This is a genomic window from Micromonospora sp. NPDC049497, assembly GCF_044465805.1.
GTDB lineage: Bacteria > Actinomycetota > Actinomycetes > Mycobacteriales > Micromonosporaceae > Micromonospora.
Genome location: NZ_JBITMC010000002.1, coordinates 247,014 through 270,624, shown reverse-complemented (window position 1 = coordinate 270,624; position 23,611 = coordinate 247,014). Strand labels below are relative to the sequence as shown.

Sequence of the window (23,611 nt, the reverse complement as noted above, 5' to 3'; positions counted from 1 at the left end):
GGGTCAGCCCTCCAGCACCCGTTCCGTCGCGGCCCGGGAGCGGCGGCCGGTGCGCAGGTACTCGTCGAGGAACTCCCCGGGGTCGTCCCGCCCGAGCAGCCGGACCACGCCGGCCAGCTCCACGCCGTGCCGGGGCAACTGGTCGCCGGCCCGGCCGCGGACCAGCATCAGCGCGTTGCGGACCTGCGCGGCCAGCGTCCAGCCGGCCGCCATCTCCGCGGCGTCCGCCGGGTCGACCAGGCCCGCGTCCCGCGCGGCGATGAGCGCGTCGAGGGTACGCGTGCCGCGCAGCTCCGGGTACGCGCCGGCGTGCCGGAGCTGGAGCAGTTGGGCCGCCCATTCGACGTCGGCCAGGCCACCCCGCCCGAGCTTGGTGTGGGTGGCCGGGTCGGCGCCGCGGGGCAGCCGCTCGGTCTCCACCCGCGCCTTGATCCGCCGGATCTCGATCACCTGCTCGCGGGTCAGCCCGTCGGCCGGGTACCGGACCGGGTCGACAAGCGCCACGAACTCCGCGCCGAGGTCGGCGTCACCGCACACGAACCGCGCCCGCAGCAGCGCCTGCGCCTCCCACACCCGCGACCAGCGGGCGTAGTACTGGGCGTACGCGGCGAGGCTGCGGACCAGCGGACCCTGCCGGCCCTCCGGCCGCAGGTCGGCATCCACGCCCAGCGGCGGGTCGGGGGCCGGCATGCCGAGCAGCCGGCGCAGCTCCTCGGCGATGCCCTGCGCGGCGGCGCTGGCCGCGCTCTCCGGGGCGCCCTCCGGCGGGTCGTACACGAAGAGCACGTCGGCGTCGGACAGGTAGTTCGACTCGTACCCGCCGAGGCGGCCCATGCCGATGACGGCGAACCGCAGGCCGGGCATGTCCGGCTGCGTCGCCCGGGCGGCCCGGAGGGCGGCGGCCAGGGTGGCGTCGGTGACGTCGGCCAGGGCGGCGCCGACCGCGGTCACGTCGGCGAGGCCGAGGGCGGCCCGCCCGTCGCCCCGGGGCAGCGACGGTGCGAGGGAACCGGCGCGGCTGAGCAGGTCGGCGCAGGCGAGCCGGACCAGCTCGCGGCGGCGCAGCGCGCGGACCGCCCGGGTCGCCTCGACCGGGTCGGCGTGCCGGGCCGCCGCCGCGGCGAAGCCCTCGCAGAGCACCTCCCGGGGGCGGGGCGTCAGCTCGCTCTCCTCGGCCAGCAGCCGCAGCGCCTCCGGCTCCCGCGCCAGCAGGTCGGCGGCGTACCGGGAGGAGGAGAGCACCCGGGCCAGCCGGCGGGCGACGGGGCCCTCGTCGCGCAGCAGCCGCAGGTACCAGGGCGTGCTGCCCAGCTTGTCGGAGACCTGGCGGTAGTTGAGCAGTCCCCGGTCCGGCTCCGGCGCGTCGGCGAACTCGCTGAGCAGCACCGGCAGCAGCGTGCGCTGGATCGCCGCGGTGCGGCTCACGCCGCCGGTGAGGGCCTGGAGGTGGCGCAGCGCCCCGACCGGGTCGGCGAAGCCGAGGATCTCCAGCCGGTGCCGGGCCGCCTCCGGGGTCAGCCGCAGCCCGTCGGCGGGGACCCGGGCCACCGACTCCAGCAGCGGCCGGTAGAGGAGCTTGGCGTGCAGCCGGCGTACGTCGGTGGCGTGGGTGACCCACTCGGCGCGGAACGCCTCGACGGCGCTGCGCCCCGGCGAGGCCGTGTAGCCGAGCGCGCCGGCCAGCCACCGCAGCGCGGTGGGATCGGTGGGCACCGTGTGGGTGCGGCGCAGGCCCTGGAGCTGCAGGCGGTGCTCGACGCCGCGCAGGAAGCGGTAGCCGCGCAGGAGCGCCTCGCCGTCGGCCCGACCGACGTAGCCGCCGGCGACCAGCGCGCGCAGCGCCGGGATCGTGCCGGGCACCCGCAGCGACTCGTCGCCGCGGCCGTGCACGAGTTGCAGCAGCTGCACCGCGAACTCGATGTCGCGCAGCCCGCCGGAGCCGCGCTTGATCTCGCGTTCCTGCTCCTTCGGCGGGATGTTGTCGATGATCTTGCGCCGCATCGCCCGGACGTCCTCGACCGCCTCGGGACGCTCGGCGGCCCGCCACACCAGGGGGGCGAGCTGGTCGATCCACTCCTGGCCCAGGTCCAGGTCGCCGGCGGCCGGCCGGGCCTTGAGCAGCGCCTGGAACTCCCACGTGCGGGCCCAGCGCCGGTAGTACGCCAGGTGGCTGGCGAGCGTCCGCACCAGCGGGCCCCGGTTGCCCTCCGGGCGCAGCGCGGCATCGACCGGCCAGGCGACCAGGCCGCAGACGTGGATCAGCCGGGTCGCGACCGTGGTGGCGGCCGCGAGGTCCTCGTCGGCGGCGCCGACGAAGATGACGTCGACGTCGGAGACGTAGTTCAGCTCGTCCCCGCCGCACTTGCCCATCGCCACCACCGCCAGGCGCGGCCGGGGCGTACCCTCGGGCAGCTCGTCGAGGGCGATGTCGTACGCCGCCGCCAGGGTGGCGTCGGCCAGCGCGGACAGCGCGGCCATGGTCTGCTCCAGGCCCCGGCCCCCGGTCAGGTCGGCCGCCGCGATCCGCAGCAACGCCAGCCGGTACGCCCGCCGCAGCACCGCCACCGCCGGGCCCTCGCCGGACAGGTCGAGCCGCCCGTCGGCGGCCGGCGCCAGCCCGTCCGACGCGGTCCGCAGCGCCGGCCACTGGTCCGGGTTGGCCACCAGGTGGTCGCCGAGCGCCGACGAGGCGCCGAGCACCGCGAACAGCCGGCGGCGCAGCCCCGGGTCGTCGTGCAGGGCGTCCAGCAGCGTCGGACCGCCGTTCGCATCGGCCCGGCGTTCCGCCTCGACGATCCGGTGGAGCTGGCGCAGCGCCAGGTCCGGGTCGGCGGCCCGGGACAGTGCGGACAGCAGCTCCCCGGCCCGCTCGTCGGTGGGCTCCTGCTCGTCCGGGCGCCACAGCCCCAGCCCGTCCGGGCCCAGCAGGTCGGCCGCGCGGGACCCGCCGTCGCCCTCCGCGCCGCCGAAGCCGTACCGGGCGAGCCTGCCGGGCCCCCTGGTCGGTCGGCTCATCAGTGTCCGAGCAGGGGCAGGCTGCGGCGGGTGGCGTCGTCGTCCAGCTCGCCGAGGGCCAGCGCGGCGAACCGGGCGGCGAACGGCTGCCAGACCTCCTCGACGTCGACCATCACCGCGTCGCAGGCGGCCACCACCAGCGCCGGGTCGTAGCCCAGCTCGGCCAGCAGCTCGGAGCCGCTGGCCCAGTCGGCGATCATCGCGGTGTCGCACTCGATGTGGAACTGCAGACCCCACGCGCGGTCGCCGAGGCGGAACGCCTGGTGCGGGTAGCGGGTCGAGGCGGCCAGCAGGGTGGCGCCGGCGGGCAGCTCGGTGATCTCGTCGGAGTGCCACTGGAGCACGTCCGGGATCAGCGGAACGTAGCGGAACAGGGGGTCCCGCTCGGCGGCGTCGCGCCGGCCCACCACGCCGGGGCCCACCTCGGGCCCGGACCGGCTGCGCTCGACGGTCCCCGCGTGCGCGGTGGCCAGCAGCTGCGCACCGAGGCAGACCGCGAGGGTGGGGACGCGGTGCCGGACGGCCTTGCGGAGCAGCCCCTCCAGGGCCGGGAACCAGGGCGCGCCGGGCGAGCCGTCGGCCCGCGGGTACGCCTGCTGGTCGCCGCCGAGCACCACCAGCGCCGACCAGCCCTCCAGGTCGGCGGGCAGCTCGTCCCCGGCGTGCGGGCGGACCACCCACAGGTCCAGGCCGGCCTCGGCCAGCCACTCCCCCAGCCGGCGCAGGTCGTCGGTCGGGTCGTTCTCGATCACCAACGCGGTTGCCACGACGTCGAGGCTATCCCCTACCCGCGGCCGGGAGCTGACTAGGCTCGTCGGCTGTGATCACCGACGAGGTCCTCCGCCCGCCAGCGCTGCGCCCCGGCGACACGGTGATGCTGGTGTCCCCGTCCGGGCCGACCAACCCGGAGCGGGTGGCCCGGGGCGTGGAGCTGCTGACCGGCTGGGGCCTGCGGCCGGTGCCCGCCCCGCACGCGTACGCCCGGCAGGGCTATCTGGCCGGCGCGGACGAGCTGCGCGCCGCCGACCTGAACGCGGCCTTCGCCGACCCGGACGTGCGCGGGGTGATCTGCACGCGGGGCGGCTACGGGGCGCAGCGGGTGGTGGACGCGATCGACATGGCGGCGGTCCGGCGGAACCCGAAGGTGGTGGCCGGCTTCTCAGACATCACCGCTCTCCAGTTCGCGCTGTGGCGGGGCGCCCGGCTGGCCACCGTGCACGGACCGGGTGCCGCCTGGCGGGACGAGCGGACCCCGCTGGACTCGGCGGAGTCGCTGCACCGCGTCCTGACCGTCGCCGAGCCGGTGACCGTTCCCGCCATGGACGGGCAGGAGACCTCGGCCGTACGCGTGCCGGGGCGGGCGGAGGGGCGCCTCCTCGGCGGCAACCTGTGCCTGGTGGTGGCCTCCCTGGGCACCCCGGACATGCCCGACCTGACCGGGGCGGTGCTGCTCGTCGAGGACGTGCAGGAGCCGCCGTACAAGGTGGACCGGATGCTCACCCAGCTGCGCCGGGCCGGCGTCCTGGACGGGGTGGCCGGGGTGGCGGTCGGCCAGTTCACCGGCTGCGCCGACGGCTGGGCGGTCGACGTGGCCGACGTGCTCACCGACCGCCTGGGCGACCTGGGCGTACCGGTGCTGGGCGGCCTGCCGATCGGCCACGGCCCCGGCCAGCTCACCGTGCCGGTGGGCACCGGGGCCGTCCTCGACGCCGACGCCGGCACCCTCACGGTCTCCCCCGCCGTCCGCTAACCACCCCCGTCCCACCCCACCCCGCCCCGCCAGAACAGGGTTGATCAAGAGGTTTGCGTCAGCGGAGGGCTCGCCCGTGACGAAAACCCCTTGATCAACGGGAGGGGAGAGGGGGTGTGGCCGGTTTGCCCCTGTCCTCGGGTCGAATTGCCAGCTCGCTGACAGGGTCGCCACGGGTTTCCTCCAGCCGCGCTGGTCACCGTCGGTGAGGTCATCGCACCACCCACCGACGATCCGGAGGACGACATGTCCCGCATGATGACGAAGAAGCGCCTGCTGGTCGGGCTCGCCGCGGCTGGCGTGCTCGGCGTGGGCGTCGCGGCGCCGACCGTCGCAATGGCGGCCGACAACGGGACCCCGTCGCCGAGCGCCAGCGCCGGCGAGGGCACCGACCGGGAGCAGCGGCACGCCGAGCGGCACGCGGCGTTCGCCGAGGCCCTCGCGAAGGAACTGGGCGTGGACACCGACAAGGTCACCGCCGCGCTGGAGAAGGTCCGCGAGCAGCAGCGGGCGGACCGTCCGGAGCGGCCGGACGCCGCCGACCGGAAGGCCGCGCTCGCCGAGCGGCTCGACCAGGCCGTCGAGGACGGCAAGCTGACCCGGGAGCAGGCCGACGCCATCACCGCGGCGGCCGAGGCCGGCGTCCTCGGCGGCGGCCCCGGCGGCCACCGCGGCAAGTGACCCGGTGAAAGGAAGGGCCCCCCGTTAACGCCTGGCGTTGTACAGGGGCCCCTTCCTAACGCCGCACGCCGCACGCGGCACGCCGCACGCCGTCCGCCCCGGCCACGCTGCCGGGGCGGACGGCCGCGTCTCACCTCAGGTACGGCCCGGCGGTGCCGATCTTGCCGGGCGCCGGGTTGCCGGGCAGGTTCAGCACGTAGACCCGCAGGTTGCCCTTGCCGCTGACCGAGGCGGTGAGGGTGCCGTTGGTGACGGTCCGGGTGTCCCCGGTGACCGCGTCGGTGTAGACACCGTTGGGGATGCCGCTGAACGTGGCGCCACCGGACACGGTCACCAGGGCGAAGCTGTCCATCCCGCCGGAGGTGAACCGGCGCTTGAACGCCATCGCGCCGCCGCTGATCCCCTGGGTGGAGTACTGGCCCTTCTGCAACGCGGGGATGGCGCGTCGGATCTGGTTCAGCCGCTGCACGTGCCGGACCAACGGCTGGTCCAGCGTGGTCGCCACCGCTCCGGTGGCGCCGCCCACCACACCGAAGTCCGGGGCGGTGACGGTCCCGGCGAGGTGACCGCCGTAGTAGGCGCGGCCGGTCGTCGCCAGCGGGCAGGTCGGCCCGCAGTCGATCTTCGCGCCCTTCTGGAACTCGATCTCCGAGCCGTAGTAGAGCGTCGGGATACCGCGGAACGTCCACATCAGGCTCATGTTCTCCGCCCAGGCGTCGGTGCCCTCGGCGTAGCGCACCGAGGACTTGTTGGGCCCGTAGTCGTGGCTGTCGACGTACACGACGTTGTAGGTAGCGTCGTTGTAGCTGTCGTCGGAGTCCCGGCCGTTGCCGAAGGCGTTCGTCGCGTCACCGAAGTTCATGTGCATCCGCATGTCGATGACGTTCATGCCCGAGAACCGCGAGTGGTCCGGCACGTGGTAGTCGTTGCCGCGCAGGAACGCGTTGTCGCTGGTCGGCTGGCCGTTCGGGCCGAGCAGTTGCTCGTGGTCGTACTGCTCGATCGCGGCGCGCACGTCGTCGGGGCTGTACTCCTTCCGTTCCTTCCAGGTGAAGAACTGCGCGGAGTGGTTGACCGAGCCGCGGTTCCACTTGTCGTTGACGAACGCGGCGACCTCGCCGAAGACGTAGAAGTTCTTCCCCTTCTCGCCGTGCCGTGCGACCGCGTGCTGCTGGATGGCCGGCAGGAAGCGGCGGTTCCAGGTGACCCGCGGGATGTGCACGGCGGTGTCGATGCGGAAGCCGTCGACGCCCATGTCGATGTACCGGTTGTACGCGTCGATCAGGTACTTCTGCACGGTCGCGTTCTCGGTGTTGAAGTCGGCCAGGTCCTCGTGCAGCCAGCAGCTGCGCGAGTCCTCGCCCTCCCAGTTGCCGATCCAGCACTGGTGGTAGAGGTCGGCCGGGAACAGGCCGCTGGTCGGGGTCGGCCACTGGCAGTGGTGGACCGTGTAGCCCTCCTGGCTGTACGACCCGTTCGGGGTGCCCCAGCGCAGGCAGCGGTTGCCGGCCGGGGCGGTGGACGACCACAGGTCCCCGCTGTACGGCCGGCCCTTGGCCTTCGCGTTCTGCGCCGCCGTCAGCGTCGGGTCGTTCCCCTGGTGCTCGACCATCGGGTCGTACTCACGGCCGGCCTGCGGCTGGTCGTAGTACCAGGTCCACTGCTCGTCGCGGACGCCGTACACGGTCGGGGTGAAGAGCCCGCGGGCGCCCCACCGCGAGCTGTGGTTGTAGACCACGTCCTGGAAGATCTTGATGCCCCTGGCGTGCGCGGCGTTGATCAGGTCCTGGTAGCTGGCGCCCGGGCTCTCCAGTCGTGGGTCGATCCGGTGGAAGTCCCAGCCGTGGTAGCCGTGGAAGTCGTAGTCGGAGCGGTTGAGCACGACCGGGGTGATCCAGAGGGCGGAGAAGCCCAGACCCTTGACGTAGTCGAGCTTGTCGATCAGCCCCCGGAAGTCGCCCCGGAACATCGGGTCGTCGTTGGCGGCGTTTCCCGACTTCACGTGCTGGCTGCCACCCCGATTGTTGCCGCTGTCGCCGTCGGCGAAACGCGCGGTCATGACGAAGTAGATGCTGTCCTCGCGGGGGTCGCCGCCGAGCGGCGAACCCCCCACCGGCGGGGCGGTGCCGGTGATCGCGGTCGCGGGGGCACTCGCCGCCGACCGGTTGCCGGCCGCGTCGAGGGCCTGCACGGCGAAGGTGTACGCGGTGGACGGCACGAGACCGTACGCCACGTACCGGGTGCCGGTGGCGGTGACCGTGGTGGCGCCACCGGTGCCTCCGGTGCGGGTCAGCTCGTACCCGGTGACGCCCCGGTCGTCGGTCGACGCGGACCACTCCAGTGTCACCGACAGCCCGTCGGCGGTCGTGGTGAGCCCGGCCGGCACGGACGGCGGCGTGGTGTCCGGGCTGACCGGCGCGCACGGGTCGACGGCGTCGGCGGTGACCACCCCGCCGGAGACGGTGCTGCGGCCGGCGCCGAGGGTGTAGTCGGCGCCGTTGTTGTTGTCCCAGGAACCGGCGTTGTTGAATGCGGCGGTGAGGCCGGTCGCTGCACCGAGGTCGACCACCTTCTTCGCCCAGCCGGCGCAGGCGGCCTGCATCGCGACGCCCGGGACGGTCGTCCACGCGCCGCCGGTGGGCCGGTAGTGCAGGTTCGCGGTGGACCAGCCGCGCGGCGTGAGGTGGTAGTACACCTCGGCGATGGCGCCACCCGGAGCCGGCGTGGGGGACGGAGTGCCGGTCGCGCACGGGTCGCCGGAGCTGATCCGCCCGGCGGCGACGGTGATCGCGCCGGTGCCGAGCCGGTAGTTGGCGCCGTTGTTGTTGTCCCAGACGCCGGTGCCGTTGGTGAAGACGACCTGGAGCCCGGTCGCGGCTCCGAGGTCGATGGTCTTCCGGCGCCAGCCGGTGCAGCCGGCGTCCATCGCGACTCCCGGCACGGCGGTCCAGGCCGCGCCGTCGACGCCGTAGTGGATGTTGACCGAGGTTCCCCAGGCGGTCGGTGGTTGGTAGTGGACGGTGACGGTGTTGGCCGCGGCGGCCGCCGTGAACGGCAGCAGGGCGACGGCCGTGCCGGTGGCGAGCGCGATGGCGCCCCAGCGGCGACGGGTGGTGGTGGTCCGCCTCATGACAGGTCTCCTGACACCCACGCCCGTCGGGGCGGGCGCAAGTCACTGAAGGCGTTGCAAGAACTTGCGAACGTGGTGCCAGGAAGTTACCAGCTTCGATGGGCCGAAACCAGGGGTTCACAATCGACAGACGGGAAAGAGTTCGGGCTTCCGATCTGGAAAAGTTTGCACCGGCGGAAACGTCTTCCGGGGACGATCGCCGACGACCGCCCCCGGAGCGAGCATCGTCAGGCGTCGGCCGGCGGTGCCGCGAAGACGCCGAAACGGTTCCCGGCCGGGTCGGCCAGGTGGGTCAGGGTGAGCCCCGCGGGGGTGGTGGTCAGCGGCGCCAGCACCGTCCCGCCGGCCGCCTCGGCCTGCCGGCATGACTCGGCCACGTCGACCACCTGCACGTAGAACACCGCGTAGTTCGGGCCCACCCCGCCGGTCGCCCGGACCGCACCCTGGATCGACCCGTCCGGCCCCGGCTCCACCACCCGGTACGACGCCTCCGGCGTGCCCTCCTCGGCGAACGCCCAGCCGAACACGTCGGCGTAGAACCGCTCGGTCTCCACCGGCCGGTCCGTACCGACCTCGAACCAGGTGACCGCGTTGCTGATCGTGGACATGTGGCGCCTCCCGTTCCGCGCCGGCCGGTCGGCCGGCGTCGTCAGGAGTCAGCCTCGACCACGTCCGCGACACCGTCCTGTCGGTGTTTCCCGGCGTTCTCACACGCACCGGCCTCCAGCGACGCAGCCAGGCCGACGCCCGCCGCGACGCGTTGCCGTGGATCGCCTTCCACGACCACCGTCGACGCCACTCCGCACGCGGCCACCTCAGCCCGAGGGTTCGGTCCTATCCGACCTTGAGGGCCAGCTTCCCGACATAGTGATCATTCAGGGCGCGATGCGCATCCTCGACGCGCTCCAGCGGGAAGGTCTGGGCGACGTGGACCGCGAAGGAACTCGCCTCGATGATCGCGTTCAGCCGATCGGTGGCGGTGCGGCTCCGATCCCCGTCGTAGTAGGACACCGTCGCGCCCGGCGGCGTCACGGGCACGGGCAGGACACCGTTCGGCCAGGCGATCCGCCCCGATTTCTTGATCGCGCGAAGAGACCGTTCGGCAGTCTCGCCTCCCGCGGTTACCAGCGCCGCATCGAGCCCGCCTGGCGCAAACTCGAATGCCGCAGCCAACACATCGTCTCTACGGCCGTCGATGGCCTTGTCGGCTCCCAGCCGACGGGCCAGCGCGACACCGTCGTCACCGGAGGCCACGGCAAACACTCGGATGCCGCTGTGCCGCGCCAACTGCACGGCCAGGTGCCCGATGCCGCCGCCGGCCCCGAAGACCATCAGTGTCTCGTCCGGCCGCAGGCCGAGCAGATCGAGGCCGCTCAGTGCGGTCAGGGCATCCCACGCCATCGCACCGGCCTGTTCGGTCGGCACCCGGTCGGGCACGCGCGCCACGAACTCCGCCTCAAGGACGCCGTACTCGGCGTAGAAGCCGCCACGCGGCACTGGCATCGTCGCGGCATAGACACGCTCGCCCACGTCGAACCGGGTGACGTTTCGCCCGACCGCGGCCACCGCGCCTGCCGCGTCCCAGCCGAGGACGTAGGGGAAGGTCGACGCGACGCCGAAAGCGCCGTCGTAGTCCCCCTCCCGCTCGGCCGCGTCCCAGGACCCGACCCCCGCGAACTCCACCCGGATGAGGACATCGTCGTCGCCGACCTCGGGGAGCGGTATCCGTCGCGACGAGAGTTCGTCGACTCCGCCGAACCGGTCGAGGACGACCGCGTTCATCTGCGGCACCGCGATCGCGCCGCCCGCCGTGCGCTCAACTCTGCCGGCCATCTGAGCCTCCTCGCGTACTTGATTGGATCAAGGATTATTCGATCACAGCTGTTTGAGCGGATCAAGTAATCTCTCTAGACTGGGCGCCATGGCACTGCCGAACGGACCCGTGACCACCTCGTCCGAGGCCGAGGCCGTCTTGTTCGACCTGGTCGACGTGTACGACCGCGCCTACGAGGCGGCCGCGGCCGAGCTGTCACTCAGCCCGGCGCAGGCATGTGTGCTCGGGCGACTCGATGAGCGACGCGGCATGGGCGCCTTGGCCGAGGAGCTCGGCTGCGATGCCTCGAACATCACCCAGATCGTCGTGCGTCTCGAAGCGCTCGGCCTCGTGACCCGCGAACCACATCCCCGGGACCGCCGCGCGCGCCTCGTCGCGCGGACCCCCCGAGGAGACGAGATCAACCGCCGATTCGAAAGAGCCTTCACATTCGCCCGCACGGCGGTCGGACGACTGTCACCCGACGAACAGGACCAGTTGACGGCGCTGCTGCGCAAAGCACTTGGCTGACACGTACCCGCAGCCCACCCGCCCAGCCCGCTGTGTCTCCACCTGGGCCTGATCGACAACCTCTCAGAAACGCTCTGAGCGCAAGGTTGCTCACACCAGGCTGAGCGGGCGCACCCGCTCCTGCGGGATGTCCATGTCCTCGGGACGCAGCTCGCGCCGCACCTCCTCGCCCAGCGGCACCACGCCGAGGATCCGGTCGGTGCGGAAGCAGCGCAGCTCGTCGCGCAGCCGGCACCACGCCAGCAGGTACCAGTGCCGGGAGTTGCCGAGGTAGCCCAACGGCTCCACCTCGCGTCGGGACGAGGAGCCGTCGCGGTCGGCGTACGACAGGCGGAGCACCCGGCGCGCGGACACCGCGTCGGCGACGGCGGCCGGGACGGACGTGCCCGGCCCGTCGCCGATCAGGTGCACCCGGCCGGCGAGGTGGTGCGCCTCGGCGGCGTCGGCGGCCGGCATGACCGCGAGCACCTTGCGCAGCGCGGTGCCGGCCGCGGCGGCGAACGGGGTGCCGCGCAGCCGGTGCAGGGCGACGGCCATCGCCACCGCCTCCGCGGCGGTCAGGTTGACCGGCGGCAGGGTGCGGGCGCGATCCACCACGTAGCCGCCGGCGCGACCCGACTCGGCCCAGATCGGCACGCCGGAGCCCTGCAACGCGGCGATGTCCCGCTCGATGGTGCGGGCACTCACCTCGAAGCGCCCGGCCAGCCAGCGGGCGCTGCGCGGCCGTGGCGACACGGCGCGCAGCTCCTCCACCAGGGCGTAGAGACGGTCCGTGCGGTTCACCCCCGGACGCTAACCCGGGGGTACGACGACGGCGCTCAGGCGATGCAGGCGCAGACGATCAGGGCTGCCCCGAAGTGGGTGGCGGCGCTGACCCGGGCCGCCGGGTGCGGCTCGTCCGAGCAGATGATCTCGCCGAGCTTGCCGGGGGTCAGCAGGTCCAGCACGAAGAAGGCCAGCGCCATGATGAACAGGCCGATCAGCCCGAAGATCACTGTGGACGCGAGACCCTTGCCGAAGTCGCTGTAGCTGGTCAGGATCGCGGTGAACACGATCCCGGCGATGCCGAGCTGGTTGGCGGCCAGCAGCAGCGCGGCGTTGCCGTTGCGCCGCACCCAGATCAGCTCCCGCAGCCTTCCCGGCGTGAGCAGGTCGACCAGCAGGAACCCCGCCGCCATCAGGCCCACCCCGACGACGCCGAACACGACGCTCTGCCATGCTCCGCTGAACAGGTCCTCCAGCACCGATCGCCTCCCGGGCTCCACCGCCCGACGGGGGTGCCGGCGCGGGTGATCGAGACGATAGCGGTCCCGCGCCAGCCCGGCGATCCCCCGATCAGAGCGAGAGGTAGCGCTGCCGCTCGTACGGGGTGACCTCGCGGCGGTACTGCTCCCACTCGGCCCGCTTGTTGCGCAGGAAGAAGTCGAAGACGTGCTCGCCGAGCACCTCGGCCACCAGCTCCGAGCCGGCCATCACGTCGATCGCCTCGGCAAGGTTCTCCGGCAGCGGCTCGTACCCCATGGCCCGGCGCTCGGCGCTGGTCAGCGCCCACACGTCGTCCTCGGCGCCCGGGGGCAGCTCGTAGCCCTCCTCGATGCCCTTGAGTCCGGCGCCGAGCAGCACCGCGAAGGCCAGGTAGGGGTTGGCGGCCGAGTCGGGCGAGCGGACCTCGACCCGGGCCGAGTTCGGCTTGCCGTACGCGGGCACCCGCACCAGCGCCGACCGGTTCAGGTGACCCCAGCAGACGTACGCGGGGCTCTCGGTGACCCGGTCGGGCAGGTGCTGCGGGAACAGGCGCTTGTAGGAGTTGACCCACTGGTTGGTGACGGCGGTGTACTCCCGGGCGTGCACCAGCAGACCGGCGATGAACGCACGGGCCACCTTCGACAGCTTCATCGGGTCACCGGCGTCGTGGAACGCGTTGCGCTCGCCCTCGAACAGCGACAGGTGGGTGTGCATGCCGCTGCCCGGCTGGTCGGTGAAGGGCTTCGGCATGAAGGTGGCCTGCACGCCCGTGGAGAGCGCGACCTCCTTGATCACGTGCCGGAAGGTCATGATGTTGTCGGCGGTGGTCAGCGCGTCGGCGTACCGCAGGTCGATCTCCTGCTGGCCCGGGGCGACCTCGTGGTGGCTGAACTCGACCGAGATGCCGATCCGCTCCAGCGCCAGGACGGCCTGGCGGCGGAAGTCCCGGGCGACGGCGTGCGTGGTGTGCTCGAAGTAGCCGCCGGTGTCCACCGGGATCGGCACCGAGCCGTCCATCGGGCCGTTCTCCAGCAGGAAGAACTCGATCTCCGGGTGGGTGTAGAAGGTGAAGCCCTTCTCGGCGGCCTTCGACAGCGCCCGGCGCAGCACGTGGCGCGGGTCGGCCCAGGAGGGCCCGCCGTCGGGGAGCAGGACGTCGCAGAACATCCGGGCGCTCTCGCCGCTGACCCCGCCCTCGAACGGGAACACCTGGAAGGTGGTCGGATCGGGCATGGCCACCATGTCCGACTCGAAGACCCGGGCGAAGCCCTCGATCGCCGAGCCGTCGAAGCCGATGCCCTCCTCGAAGGCCGCCTCCAGCTCCGCCGGGGCCACCGACACGCTCTTGAGCGTGCCCAGCACGTCCGTGAACCAGAGCCGGACGAACCGGATGTCCCGCTCTTCCAGCGTACGGAGGACGAACTCCTGCTGACGGTCCACTTCCACTCCTCGCGACACCTTGTCCGCCTTGGTCCGGTTCTACCGGCCTGACCGACCAGTTTCCACCGGCCCGGTTACGCCGACGTTACGCGACCGCCCCGCGCGCGTCCCGTCCTGTCCCGGGTGCGGGTCCTCCCGGCGCGGGCGACCCGGCGGCGCCCGGACGGGGTGGCGGCCGTCTCGCCCGGGCCTCCGTGTCCACGCCCGGACGCTGGGGCAAGATGAGGACATGCCCACCCTGCGTCTCGCCCTGTGCCAGGTGAACCCGACGGTCGGAGACCTGACCGGCAACGCCGAGCTGGTCCGGGCCTGGACCCGCCGCGCCGCCGACGCCGGCGCCCAGCTCGTCGCGTTCCCGGAGATGATGCTGACCGGTTACCCGGTCGAGGACCTGGTCTTCCGCCGGTCCTTCGTGGCCGCGTCGAAGGCCGCCGTCGCGCGGCTCGCCGCCGACCTGGCCGCCGACGGCCTGGGCGGGGTGCCGGTGCTGGTGGGCTACCTGGACGCCGACGGTCCGCCGCAGGTCAGCGGTGACGCCGAGCCGGGCCGCGGGGCCCGCAACGCGGCGGCGCTGCTGCACGACGGCGCGGTGGTCGCCACCTACTTCAAGCACCACCTGCCCAACTACGGGGTCTTCGACGAGGACCGGTACTTCGTGCCCGGTGACATGCTCACCGTGGTCCGGATCGGCGGCGTGGACGTGGCGCTGACGATCTGCGAGGACCTGTGGCAGGCCGGCGGCCCGTTCGCCGCCGCCCGGCAGGCCGGCGTCGGCCTCGTGCTCAACATCAACGGCTCGCCGTACGAGCTGAACAAGGACGACATCCGGCTGCCGCTGGTCCGTCGCCGGGCCGCCGAGGCCGGGGCCACCATCGCGTACGTCAACATGATCGGCGGCCAGGACGAGCTGGTCTTCGAGGGCGACTCGATGATCGTGGGCGCGGACGGCGAGCTGCTCGCCCGGGCCCCGCAGTTCGTCGAGCACCTGCTGGTGCACGACGTGGACCTGCCGGCCGCCGCGTCCGCCGCGGGCGACGGCGCCGAACTGGCCGACGGGTTGCGGGTGGTCCGCGCGGCGGTGCCGGGCGACCTGCCCACCCCGGACGGTCCGGCCGTCACCGGCGGGGTCATGGAACCGGTCGCCGACGAGGCCGAGGTGTGGCACGCGCTGGTGCTCGGGTTGCGGGACTACGTCGACAAGAACAAGTTTCCCTCGGTGGTGATCGCCGTCTCCGGCGGCATCGACTCGGCGGTCGTGGCCGCCCTCGCCGTCGACGCCCTCGGCCCGCAGCGGGTGGTCGGGGTGTCGCTGCCCAGCCAGCACTCCTCCGAGCACTCCCGGTCCGACGCCGCCGACCTGGCCAAGCGCACCGGTCTGGACTACCGGGTCGAGCCGATCCAGCCCATGGTGGACACGTTCCTGGCCAACATGTCGCTGTCCGGCGTGACGGTGGAGAACCTCCAGGCCCGGGTGCGCGGCGTCATCCTCATGGCCCTGTCGAACCAGGAGGGCCACCTGGTGCTGACCACCGGCAACAAGAGCGAGCTGGCCGTCGGCTACTCGACGCTCTACGGCGACTCGGTCGGCGGTTTCAACCCGGTCAAGGACGTCTGGAAGACGCTGATCTGGCGGCTGGCGAAGTGGCGCAACGCCGACGCCACCCGGCGCGGCGAGACGCCCCCGATTCCGGAGAGCTCGATCAGCAAGCCCCCGTCGGCCGAGCTGAGCCCCGGACAGCTCGACAGCGACACCCTGCCCGAGTACGACGTGCTGGACCCGATCCTGATCGGCTACGTCGACGGCGACCTGGGCCGCGACGGCCTGGTCGAGTCCGGCCACGACCCGGCCGTGGTCGACCGGGTGCTGCGGATGGTGGATACCGCCGAGTACAAGCGCCGCCAGTCCGCCCCGGGCACGAAGATCTCCATGAAGGCGTTCGGTCGGGACCGGCGGCTCCCCATCACCAACCGGTGGCGCGAGGACGGCTGAGCCGGTGGCACGGCGCGGCCTCGACACCGTCAGGTCGCGTCGGGAGTGAAATCCTCCACTCCGCCCTGCCGTCGCGCCGTCGGGTGGTGCGACGATCGCGACGGAACCCGGGGACCGCGTACGCGGCCTCGAGGAAGGAGAGAACCATGGTGGAGTCCACCCCGTCCGAGGTGACCGCCCTCTACGGCGGTCCGGCCACCCGACGGGTACGCACCCGTGATCTGATCGCCGCCAAGGAGCGCGGCGAGAAGTGGTCGATGCTCACCTCGTACGACCAGTACACGGCGGCGATCTTCGACCAGGCCGGCATCCCGGCGCTGCTGGTCGGCGACTCGGCCGCGAACAACGTCTTCGGCTACGAGACGACCCTGCCGGTGACCGCCGAGGAGCTGCTGCCCCTGGTCCGCGCGGTGGTCCGGGCGACGAAGCAGGCGCTGATCGTCGGCGACCTGCCGTTCGGCTCCTACGAGGAGGGCCCGACGCAGGCGCTGCGGACCGCGGTGCGGTTCATGAAGGAGGGCGGCTGCCACGCGGTGAAGCTGGAGGGCGGCCGGCGCTGCGCCGAGCAGATCGCCGCGATCGTCGGCGCCGGCATCCCGGTGATGGCGCACATCGGTTTCACCCCGCAGAGCGAGCACACGCTGGGCGGGTACCGGGTGCAGGGGCGTGGTGACACCGCCGAGGAGGTGGTCGCCGACGCGCGGGCGGTGGCTGAGGCCGGCGCCTTCGCGGTGGTGCTGGAGATGGTGCCCGGCGAGGTCGCCAAGCGGATCACGCACGAGCTGTCGATCCCGACCGTCGGCATCGGCGCCGGACCGGACACCGACGCGCAGGTGCTGGTCTGGCAGGACATGGCCGGTCTGCGGACCGGGAAGGCACCGCGTTTCGTGAAGCGCTACGCCGACCTGGCCGGCGCGCTGACCGAGGCGACCCGCCGCTTCGCCGACGAGGTCCGCGACGGCGAGTTCCCCGCAGCGGAACACACCTTCTGAGGTGAAAGGAAGGGCCCCCTCTTAACGCCTCGTGTAGAGGAGGGGGCCCCTCTTAACGCCACCACCAGCCGGGGCGGCCGCCCGCCGGTGCGGAGCGTCCGGGGGAAGCGGCTAACGTACCCGCCCGTGACTCGTTCTCGTCTTCTTCCGGTCGTCCTGGCCTGCGTCTCCCTGATGGCCCTCGCCGCCTGTGGTGGCGAGGAGACCGGCACGACGGTCGGGGCAGCGCCGTCGGCCACCGCGCCGTCCGCCACCGCGCCGTCCCCGACGCCAGCCCTCCCCTCCCCCTCCGCCGCCGTGTCGACGACGGCGACCGTCAGCGACAAGAAGCTCTGCGAGACGGCGAAGAAGGCCAGCGCCGACATGAAGGGCGCCCTCACCGCCGCCCTGAGATCCGGCGAGGCACCGTCGCCGGCCCTGTTCGGGAAGGTCCTGAGCGGGCTGGAGAAGAACATGACCGCGGCCGCCGCCACCGGCAACCCCGCGAGTCCGGTGACCGCTGCCCTGACCGCGTTCAGCGCCGAGGCCGGCGAAGCGGCGAAGGCCGCGGATCCGGCGACGGCCGCAGCCGACCCCGCCTTCGAGAAGGCCGGCACGACGCTCTCCGCCGCCTGCAAGAAGGTCGGCGTCACCGTCACCTTCTAAGCCTCAGCCCGTCCGCCAGGCCCCCCTGCCCCGGCGATCTTGCACTTTCGGTCGCGGCATATACGACGAAAGCCGCAGATCATCGACCCAAAGTGCAAGATCGCGGGGCGGGGCGGGGCGGCGAGCGCCGCGTCAGAGGTCCGTGACGCGGATGCCGGCGTGGGCCTTGTAGCGCTTGTTGATGGCGATCAGGTTGGCCGTGAACGCCTCGATCTGGTGGGCGTTGCGCAGCCGGCCGGCATAGATGCCGCGCATGCCGGGGATGCGGGCGGCCAGCGCGCCGACCACGTCGACCAGTTCCCGGTCCTCGGTGCAGATCAGCACGTCCAGCTCGATCCGGTCGATTTCCGGGTCGGCCAGCAGCGGGGCACTGACGTGGTTGAACGCGGCGCACACCCGGGAGTCGGGCAGCAGCGCGGCGGCCTGCTGCACGGCGCTGCCCTCCTCGACGCGCAGCGCGTACGGGCCCTGCTTGTCGAAGCCGAGCGGGTTCACGCAGTCGACCACGATCTTGCCGGCCAGCGGCTCGGCGAGCGCGGCGACGGTCGCGGCGTGCCCGTCCCACGGGACGGCGATGACGACGACGTCGCTGCGGCGGGCCACCTCGTCGTTGTCCGCCCCGGTCACCACGACTCCGGCGGGCACCCCGGGAAGGGCCGTGATCTCCTGCGCCGACTGCGCGGCACGCTCGGCGGACCGGGACCCGATCAGCACCGTCTGGCCGGCCCGGGCGAACCGGTAGGCGAGACCTCGCCCCTGGTCACCGGTGCCACCGATGATGCCGACGGTGAGCCCGGAAACGTCGGGCAGTGTGCTCGCGTCGTATGCCATACGCCCATCCTCGCAAAACCGCCGCACCGGCAGCAGTATCGGGCGCTGTGACAAACCCCGCCCGAGGTCAGGCGCGTTCGAAGGCGACCGACCGGGCGGACGGGTCGGCGGTGACCAGGCGGACCCGGATCCGCTCCCCCAGTGGCAGGTCGCCCAGGCAGCGGGCGCGTACCGGCGGGTCGTCCAGGGCGACGGTGCCGCCGGGGCGGCGGCCCGGCCGGGACCGGGGGTAGGGCGGCGAGTCGACGTCCACGACGGCCGCGTCGAAGACCTCACCGACCCGGTGCTCCAGCAGGACCGCTTCGGCGAGTTCGATGGCGCCGCGGGTGGCCGTCGACGCGGTCCGGTCGGTCGCGGCCATCACCTCCGGCAGTTTCGGCAGCGCCGCCCGGGCCCAGTCGGGTATCTCCCGGCCGTCGTGCAGGGCCAGGCAGACCTCGGTCGCGTACCGGTCGGCCAGGCGCCGCAACGGCGCCGTGACATGGGCGTACGCGGCCGCGACCCCGCCGTGCGCGGACTGCTCGGGCAGCGTCCCGTCGAAGGCGGTGTACGCCGCCCCGCGCATCAGCTCGGCCGCCTGGTCCACGAAGGCCGCCGCCCGGGGGTGCGCCGGGTCCAACCCCGCGATGACCGCACCGGGGCCGGCCCCGTCCGGCCAGTGCACGCCCAGCGGGGCGGCGGCGGCGCGGAGCCGCTGCACCGCCTCCGGCTTCGGCGCGGGCATCGTCCGCAGCAGGCCGATCCGGCCGGCGAGCAGGATGTCGGCGGCGGCCATCCCGGTGAGCAGGGAGATCTGGGCGTTGTGCTCCTCCATCGGCACCGGGCCGCGCAGCACCAGCCGCCAGCCGTCGCCGTCGGGCTCGACGTCCTGCTCCGGCAGCGGCAGGTTGATCGCGCCGCGGCGCAGGCCCCGGGCGGTGAGCAGCGCGCCGATCTCGGGCAGCAGGGCGAGGGGCTCGGGCAGGCGACCGGCGTCGGCATCCGCCTGCACCGTGACGTAGTCCAGTTGGGCCCGGCTGCGCACCAGCGCGCGCTGGAGATCGACGGCGACGGTCGCGCCGTCGGCGTCCAGGTCGATCGTCCACACCACGGCGGCCCGGTCGACGTCGGGCAGCAGGCTGGCCGCGCCCTCACTGAGCGTCTTCGGGTGCAGCGGCACCGTGCCGTCGGGCAGGTAGATGGTCTGCCCGCGCCGCCAGGTCTCCTCCTCCAGCGGGCCCCCGGGGCGTACGTGGGCGGCGACGTCGGCGATCGCGTACGTCACCCGGAACCCGCCACCCGGACGGCGCGCGAGGTGCATCGCCTGGTCGAGGTCCCGCGAGCCGGTGGGGTCGACGGTGACGAACGGGACGTCGGTGCGGTCGACGGCCGGTCGGGGCGGCGCGGACGCCGCCTCGTCCGCCTCCCGCTGCGCGGCGGCCGGGAAGCTCTCGGCCAGGTCCAGTTCGCGGCGCAGGGCGCCGAAGTCGATGCGGGGGGCGAGGACGCGTCTGATCACCACGCCGCCCATCCTGACAGCGCGGCGCACGATCCGCCCTCCGACGACGCGCCGGTCCTCGACCGCCGGCACGTCCCGCGGAGCGGCTCGGGTCAGCCGGTGGCCTTGCGGGCGGTCGCGCGTACGCCCCGGGGCGTGGTGGCCCGTGCGGCGACCGGCCGGGCCGGGGTCTTGCGGGCGGTGACCTTCTTCGCGGGGGTCTTCGCGGCGACGGTCTTCTTCGCGGGGGCCTTCTTCGCGGTGGCCTTGCGGGCCGTGGCGTTCGACGTCGCCTTCCGCGCCGGGGCCTTCGTGGCGGTGGCCGTGCCGCCGGGGCGGGTCGCGGGGGCCTTCCTGGCCGGTGCCTTCTTCGCGGGCGCCTTCTTGGCGGCGGTCTTCTTCGCCGTCGAGGTGACCTTGCGGGCGGCCGTGGAGGTCTTCGCGGGGGCCTTCTTCGCCGCCGTGGTCTTCTTCGCCGTCGCCGTCTTCTTCGCCGCGGCCGTCTTCTTCGCCGCCGTCGTCTTCGTCGCGGCGGTCGTCTTCTTGGCGGTGGCGGTGGCCTTCTTCGCGGTGGCGGTGGCCTTCGTCGCGGCCTTCTTCGCGGGCGCCGTCGCCGCGGTCGTCTTCTTCGCGGCGGTCGTCTTCTTCGCGGCCGTGGTCTTCTTCGCGGCGGTCGTCTTCTTCGCCGCGGTCGACTTCGCCGCGGTGGTCGTCTTCGCGGTGGTGGTCTTCTTCGCGACGGGGGACTTCTTCGTCAGGGCACGGCCGGCGGAACCGGCCGCCTTCGTGGCCGGCGCCCGCTTCGCTGAGATGGAGGTGGACGGGCGGGTCGCGCCCGCGGTTCGCTCCGCCGCGGCGGTCTTCTTCGCGGTGCTGCGCCGGGCGGCCGGGCGGGTGGTGGCCTGCTGCGCTTCGGCCATCTCGGTTCCCTCCTAGGGGCGTGCTTCGCCCTCGCGGAGCACGGAGTACCTCGGCGCGGGCCGTCCCGCGCCGCCTATCTGCCCTCCCCGGCCCAGCGGGCGTCCTCGGCGTCCCATGCCTCGTTGCGCTCCCGCACCTGCTGGAGCGCGTTCTCCGCGTCCGCCGGTGAGGCGTACGGGCCGAGAACGTGCCGGGCGGGGCACACGTCGGCATCGGTCTCGACCCGGTGGTGTCGGGTGCACCAGTAGTAGTGGCCACCGCTTCCGCTGTCACTCATGCGATCACTGTGCACCGCGACGCACCCGGACGCCACCGGAACACCGCAAGCGCCGATGATCTCCACAGTAGAGGCGCTCCCGGCGGTAGGGGGCGCGAACAGCGAAAACGGTTGAAGGCGACGTCCGGATGACGCCGGTGCACGCCGGAGCCGGAGGTCGGCTGAACGGCCACTTCCGATCGGTGGGCGATCTCACAAGAGTCGACCCTCATGATCGACACAGAGGCGGGCAGCCGGCTCTGCCCGGCCTGCAGCACCGCGACGGTCTCGCAGCTCGACGCAGTGCCCTGGTGTCCCGCGTGCGAGTGGAACCTCGACGCGTACGACGCCGACCGGACGGGGCCGCTGTTCGGCTGGGCGTGGCTGGACCGGTGGACGCACCGTCTCGGGTACCGGATGATCCGGCGCCAGTTCGAGCGACTCCTGGGGCGCCCACTCGGCACGACGGGTGCCGACCTCGCGACGGTGTTCGTCCTGCTCGCCTCCGCCCTGCTGCTGACCTCGGTCGTCACGCTCGGGGTCACCGGGCTCTGGCTGGTCGTCGCGTTTCCCTTTCCGAGCCCGCAGACCGTGCTCGGTGTGCCGCTGATCGCGCTCGCGATCGGGCTGCGTCCCCGGTTCGGACGGATCGGCCCGGACGTCGAGGTGCTGTCCCGCGACCGGGCACCTGAACTGTTCGCCCTGGTGGACGAGGTGGCCTCGGTGACGGGTGCGCCCGTGCCGCACGTCATCGGGGTGAGCGACGACCTCAACGCGTACGCCGGGACGTTCGGCATCCGGCGACGGCGGGTGCTCTGTCTGGGACTGCCGTACTGGGGCGCACTGGGGCCGCAGGAACGTGTGGCCCTGCTCGGTCACGAACTCGGCCACTTCGTCAACGGCGACCCGCGTCGGATGCTGCTCACCCAACCCGCCTTCACCATTCTCGGCTCGGCGGCGGACCTGGTCCGACCGGTGCAGACGATCCGGGGTGGCCTGCTGGAGACGGTCGGCGCCGCCCTGGGAAAGATCTTCCAGTGGATCCTCGCCCGGTTGCTCTTCGCCCTGCACCTGGCCCTGGTGTGCGTCGCCCTGCGGGACAGCCAGCGCGCCGAGTACCTCGCCGACGAGATGGCCGCGAAGGCGGCGGGCTCGACGGCGGCGACCGACCTGCTGGACGGTCTGCTGCGGATGGAGTCGCTGCACCAGACCGTACGCCGGGAGGCCCGCAACGGACACGGGCCGCAGCGATGGCGGACCGCGGTGGCTGAGGCTCGGAGTGCCGCCGCCGCCCGGCTGCCCCAGCTGCGTCAGCTGTCGCTGCGCGAGGAGGCGTCACTGTTCTCCACGCACCCGCCGACGGGGCTGCGCCGGCTCATGCTCGAGCAGAGGGGGTGGCAGGGGGCCCTGGTCACGCTCACCGAGGCCCGCTCCGCGCGGATCGACGACGAGCTGACGAAGGAGTACGAGCGGGTGCGCCTGACGCTGGTCTGGTGAGCGGCGATCCCGTCGGCCGCACGGCGGGGCGTGCCCTCGGGCCCGCATAGGATCGCCGGATGGCCGTACCGGAGTACATCCACCGCATCCGCCGGCACGTCGGCACCGAGCTGCTCTGGCTTCCGAGCGTCAGCGCCGTCGTCCGCAATGACGCCGGTGAGCTGCTGCTAGGGCAGCGGGCAGACGACGGGCGCTGGTCGGTCGTCAGCGGCATCGTCGAGCCGGGTGAGCAGCCGGCCACCGCCGTCGTGCGGGAGGTCCGGGAGGAGACCGGCCTGGAGGTCGAGCCGGCCCGGCTGAGCAGCGTCGTCGCCCGCCCGCACACCTACCCCAACGGGGACCGCTGCGAGTTCCTCAACATCGGCTTCCTCTGCCACCTGCTCGGCGGCACGGCCCGGGTGAACGACGACGAGTCGGTGGCCGTCGGGTGGTTCCCGCCGGACGCGTTGCCGACGCTGGACCGGCACGCCCGGGTGGTCATCGCGCACGCGCTGGGCATCACCGAGAAGGCGCTGGAGGCCGGGGAACACCGGCCGGCCCCGGCCGCGTCGGACGGGGGACGGCCGGCCTGGTTCCTGCCCGCCGGCACCGCCTGGTCCGAGTCGCCGGAGGACTGACGTGGACCAGGCCGTTCAGGACTACCTCGCCGCGCTGGTCGTCCGGGCCCGCGCGGTGCTCGGCGACGACCTCGTCGGGGCGTACGCGGCCGGTTCGGTGGCGCTGGACGCGTACGAGCCGGGGCGCAGCGACGTCGACGTGGCCCTGGTCTGCGCGGCGGCCCTGGACGACGGGCGGAAGCGCGCACTGGTGGGCGCACTGCGGCACGAGGCGTTGCCGTGCCCCGCACGCGGCCTGGAACTGGTCGTCTACCGCCGGGACGTGGCCCGCTCCGGCACCCCGGAGCCCGGCTTCGAGGTCGAGCTGAACACCGGGGCCCGGATGCCGTTCCGGGTCACCTGGTCGCCGGGCGAGCGGCCCGTCGAGGACGGCCGCTTCTGGTACGGGCTGGACCGCAGCATCCTGCACCAGGGCGGGCACGCCCTGCTCGGCCCGCCGGCGGCGGAGGCGTTCGCCGACCTGTCCCCCACCGACCTGCGGGCCCTGCTGGTCGACGCGTTGCGCTGGTGGCTGGCCCTGCCGCTGCCATCCGGCGACGAGCCGGCTCCCGGCGCCGAGGACGCGGTGCTCGGCGCGGCCCGCTCGCTGGTGCGGGTCCGCCACGGCGAGTGGCTGTCGAAGGTCGACGCCGGCCGGCGGCTGGTCGCCGACGGATGGCCCGCCGACCTGATCGACCGGTCCGTCGCGGCGCGCACGGGCGGACCGCCGCCGAGCGGTCCGGAGGCCCGCGCCTTCCAGCGCCGCGTCCTGGCCGAGGTCCTGGCCGGCTGACCCCGGTG

General features: G+C 73.3%; 21 protein-coding genes. 10 read left to right on the top strand and 11 right to left on the bottom strand.

Annotation, left to right across the window (positions count from 1 at the left end; translation table 11 throughout):
• Window positions 1–3 precede the first annotated feature (3 nt).
• On the bottom strand, window positions 4–3,015 hold the full coding sequence (locus tag ACIBR0_RS04540) for a bifunctional [glutamine synthetase] adenylyltransferase/[glutamine synthetase]-adenylyl-L-tyrosine phosphorylase (protein ID WP_396712674.1): 3,012 nt from the start codon (window positions 3,013–3,015) through the stop codon (window positions 4–6).
• The gene (locus tag ACIBR0_RS04535; protein ID WP_396712673.1) at window positions 3,015–3,782 is read right to left on the bottom strand and encodes a type 1 glutamine amidotransferase; all 768 of its coding nucleotides are present in this window, start codon (window positions 3,780–3,782) and stop codon (window positions 3,015–3,017) included. Before ACIBR0_RS04535 ends, ACIBR0_RS04540 begins: the two co-directional genes overlap by 1 nt.
• Before the next feature lie 53 nt (window positions 3,783–3,835).
• Between ACIBR0_RS04535 and ACIBR0_RS04530 the strand changes: the two genes are divergently transcribed.
• Window positions 3,836–4,765: an LD-carboxypeptidase gene (locus ACIBR0_RS04530; protein WP_396712672.1), complete on the top strand. Its 930-nt coding sequence runs from the start codon at window positions 3,836–3,838 to the stop codon at window positions 4,763–4,765.
• Between the two features lie 246 nt (window positions 4,766–5,011).
• On the top strand, window positions 5,012–5,446 hold the full coding sequence (locus ACIBR0_RS04525) for a hypothetical protein (RefSeq protein ID WP_396712671.1): 435 nt from the start codon (window positions 5,012–5,014) through the stop codon (window positions 5,444–5,446).
• 130 nt (window positions 5,447–5,576) lie between these two features.
• On the opposite strand, the gene ACIBR0_RS04520 is transcribed toward ACIBR0_RS04525, so the two are convergent.
• The 3 genes from ACIBR0_RS04520 to ACIBR0_RS04510 all read right to left on the bottom strand — a co-directional run bounded on the left by ACIBR0_RS04520 (window position 5,577) and on the right by ACIBR0_RS04510 (window position 10,409).
• Window positions 5,577–8,576 (bottom strand): carbohydrate binding domain-containing protein, encoded by a 3,000-nt coding sequence (locus ACIBR0_RS04520; protein WP_396712670.1) that lies wholly within the window; start codon window positions 8,574–8,576, stop codon window positions 5,577–5,579.
• A 227-nt stretch (window positions 8,577–8,803) separates the two neighbouring features.
• The gene (locus ACIBR0_RS04515; RefSeq protein ID WP_396712669.1) at window positions 8,804–9,184 is read right to left on the bottom strand and encodes a VOC family protein; all 381 of its coding nucleotides are present in this window, start codon (window positions 9,182–9,184) and stop codon (window positions 8,804–8,806) included.
• Window positions 9,185–9,410: 226 nt separating this feature from the next.
• Entirely contained in the window at window positions 9,411–10,409 is a 999-nt protein-coding gene (locus ACIBR0_RS04510) for a zinc-binding alcohol dehydrogenase family protein (RefSeq protein ID WP_396712668.1), read from the bottom strand.
• 88 nt (window positions 10,410–10,497) lie between these two features.
• Here ACIBR0_RS04510 and ACIBR0_RS04505 point away from each other — a divergent pair, with 88 nt between their 5' ends.
• A complete protein-coding gene (locus tag ACIBR0_RS04505) occupies window positions 10,498–10,920 on the top strand; it encodes a MarR family winged helix-turn-helix transcriptional regulator (RefSeq protein ID WP_396712667.1) in 423 nt (140 codons plus the stop codon).
• A gap of 90 nt (window positions 10,921–11,010) precedes the next feature.
• Here ACIBR0_RS04505 and ACIBR0_RS04500 read toward each other — a convergent pair whose 3' ends face one another.
• The 3 genes from ACIBR0_RS04500 to ACIBR0_RS04490 all read right to left on the bottom strand — a co-directional run bounded on the left by ACIBR0_RS04500 (window position 11,011) and on the right by ACIBR0_RS04490 (window position 13,605).
• On the bottom strand, window positions 11,011–11,703 hold the full coding sequence (locus ACIBR0_RS04500; RefSeq protein WP_396712666.1) for a helix-turn-helix transcriptional regulator: 693 nt from the start codon (window positions 11,701–11,703) through the stop codon (window positions 11,011–11,013).
• Between the two features lie 35 nt (window positions 11,704–11,738).
• On the bottom strand, window positions 11,739–12,164 hold the full coding sequence (locus ACIBR0_RS04495; protein WP_396712665.1) for a DUF350 domain-containing protein: 426 nt from the start codon (window positions 12,162–12,164) through the stop codon (window positions 11,739–11,741).
• 91 nt (window positions 12,165–12,255) lie between these two features.
• Window positions 12,256–13,605 (bottom strand): glutamine synthetase family protein, encoded by a 1,350-nt coding sequence (locus ACIBR0_RS04490; RefSeq protein WP_396712664.1) that lies wholly within the window; start codon window positions 13,603–13,605, stop codon window positions 12,256–12,258.
• Window positions 13,606–13,834: 229 nt separating this feature from the next.
• On the opposite strand from ACIBR0_RS04490, the gene ACIBR0_RS04485 reads away from it, so the two are divergent.
• From ACIBR0_RS04485 to ACIBR0_RS04475, 3 genes are all read left to right on the top strand, one after another.
• Window positions 13,835–15,595 (top strand): NAD+ synthase, encoded by a 1,761-nt coding sequence (locus ACIBR0_RS04485; RefSeq protein ID WP_396712663.1) that lies wholly within the window; start codon window positions 13,835–13,837, stop codon window positions 15,593–15,595.
• A gap of 146 nt (window positions 15,596–15,741) precedes the next feature.
• Window positions 15,742–16,587, top strand: coding sequence for a 3-methyl-2-oxobutanoate hydroxymethyltransferase (panB, locus tag ACIBR0_RS04480; protein WP_396712662.1), 846 nt, complete (start codon window positions 15,742–15,744; stop codon window positions 16,585–16,587).
• 126 nt (window positions 16,588–16,713) lie between these two features.
• A complete protein-coding gene (locus ACIBR0_RS04475; RefSeq protein ID WP_396712661.1) occupies window positions 16,714–17,232 on the top strand; it encodes a hypothetical protein in 519 nt (172 codons plus the stop codon).
• 132 nt (window positions 17,233–17,364) lie between these two features.
• Here ACIBR0_RS04475 and npdG read toward each other — a convergent pair whose 3' ends face one another.
• Both npdG and ACIBR0_RS04465 read right to left on the bottom strand, forming a co-directional pair.
• Complete coding sequence (gene npdG, locus ACIBR0_RS04470; protein WP_396712660.1) at window positions 17,365–18,063, bottom strand: NADPH-dependent F420 reductase; 699 nt, start codon at window positions 18,061–18,063, stop codon at window positions 17,365–17,367.
• 67 nt (window positions 18,064–18,130) lie between these two features.
• On the bottom strand, window positions 18,131–19,564 hold the full coding sequence (locus ACIBR0_RS04465) for an RNB domain-containing ribonuclease (RefSeq protein WP_396712659.1): 1,434 nt from the start codon (window positions 19,562–19,564) through the stop codon (window positions 18,131–18,133).
• A 96-nt stretch (window positions 19,565–19,660) separates the two neighbouring features.
• Between ACIBR0_RS04465 and ACIBR0_RS04460 the strand changes: the two genes are divergently transcribed.
• The gene (locus ACIBR0_RS04460) at window positions 19,661–20,476 is read left to right on the top strand and encodes a hypothetical protein (RefSeq protein ID WP_396712658.1); all 816 of its coding nucleotides are present in this window, start codon (window positions 19,661–19,663) and stop codon (window positions 20,474–20,476) included.
• Window positions 20,477–20,534: 58 nt separating this feature from the next.
• Here ACIBR0_RS04460 and ACIBR0_RS04455 read toward each other — a convergent pair whose 3' ends face one another.
• Window positions 20,535–20,738, bottom strand: coding sequence for a hypothetical protein (locus ACIBR0_RS04455; protein WP_357038854.1), 204 nt, complete (start codon window positions 20,736–20,738; stop codon window positions 20,535–20,537).
• 210 nt (window positions 20,739–20,948) lie between these two features.
• Here ACIBR0_RS04455 and ACIBR0_RS04450 point away from each other — a divergent pair, with 210 nt between their 5' ends.
• Genes ACIBR0_RS04450 through ACIBR0_RS04440 form a run of 3 tightly spaced genes read left to right on the top strand, consistent with a single transcriptional unit; the run spans window position 20,949 to window position 23,603 of the window.
• A complete protein-coding gene (locus tag ACIBR0_RS04450; RefSeq protein WP_396712657.1) occupies window positions 20,949–22,214 on the top strand; it encodes a M48 family metallopeptidase in 1,266 nt (421 codons plus the stop codon).
• A gap of 59 nt (window positions 22,215–22,273) precedes the next feature.
• A complete protein-coding gene (locus tag ACIBR0_RS04445) occupies window positions 22,274–22,831 on the top strand; it encodes an NUDIX hydrolase (protein WP_396712656.1) in 558 nt (185 codons plus the stop codon).
• Between the two features lies 1 nt (window position 22,832).
• On the top strand, window positions 22,833–23,603 hold the full coding sequence (locus tag ACIBR0_RS04440; RefSeq protein WP_396712655.1) for a nucleotidyltransferase domain-containing protein: 771 nt from the start codon (window positions 22,833–22,835) through the stop codon (window positions 23,601–23,603).
• Window positions 23,604–23,611: the final 8 nt, after the last annotated feature.

What these genes read in the sequence shown, in the direction of transcription:
- ACIBR0_RS04540 (WP_396712674.1), bottom strand. Translation starts at nt 3,015, where the DNA reads ATGAGCCGACCGACCAGGGGGCCCGGCAGGCTCGCCCGGTACGGCTTC.
- ACIBR0_RS04525 (WP_396712671.1), top strand. Translation starts at nt 5,012, where the DNA reads ATGTCCCGCATGATGACGAAGAAGCGCCTGCTGGTCGGGCTCGCCGCG.
- ACIBR0_RS04520 (WP_396712670.1), bottom strand. Translation starts at nt 8,576, where the DNA reads ATGAGGCGGACCACCACCACCCGTCGCCGCTGGGGCGCCATCGCGCTC.
- ACIBR0_RS04515 (WP_396712669.1), bottom strand. Translation starts at nt 9,184, where the DNA reads ATGTCCACGATCAGCAACGCGGTCACCTGGTTCGAGGTCGGTACGGAC.
- ACIBR0_RS04510 (WP_396712668.1), bottom strand. Translation starts at nt 10,409, where the DNA reads ATGGCCGGCAGAGTTGAGCGCACGGCGGGCGGCGCGATCGCGGTGCCG.
- ACIBR0_RS04505 (WP_396712667.1), top strand. Translation starts at nt 10,498, where the DNA reads ATGGCACTGCCGAACGGACCCGTGACCACCTCGTCCGAGGCCGAGGCC.
- ACIBR0_RS04485 (WP_396712663.1), top strand. Translation starts at nt 13,835, where the DNA reads ATGCCCACCCTGCGTCTCGCCCTGTGCCAGGTGAACCCGACGGTCGGA.
- panB (WP_396712662.1), top strand. Translation starts at nt 15,742, where the DNA reads ATGGTGGAGTCCACCCCGTCCGAGGTGACCGCCCTCTACGGCGGTCCG.
- npdG (WP_396712660.1), bottom strand. Translation starts at nt 18,063, where the DNA reads ATGGCATACGACGCGAGCACACTGCCCGACGTTTCCGGGCTCACCGTC.
- ACIBR0_RS04455 (WP_357038854.1), bottom strand. Translation starts at nt 20,738, where the DNA reads ATGAGTGACAGCGGAAGCGGTGGCCACTACTACTGGTGCACCCGACAC.
- ACIBR0_RS04450 (WP_396712657.1), top strand. Translation starts at nt 20,949, where the DNA reads ATGATCGACACAGAGGCGGGCAGCCGGCTCTGCCCGGCCTGCAGCACC.
- ACIBR0_RS04445 (WP_396712656.1), top strand. Translation starts at nt 22,274, where the DNA reads ATGGCCGTACCGGAGTACATCCACCGCATCCGCCGGCACGTCGGCACC.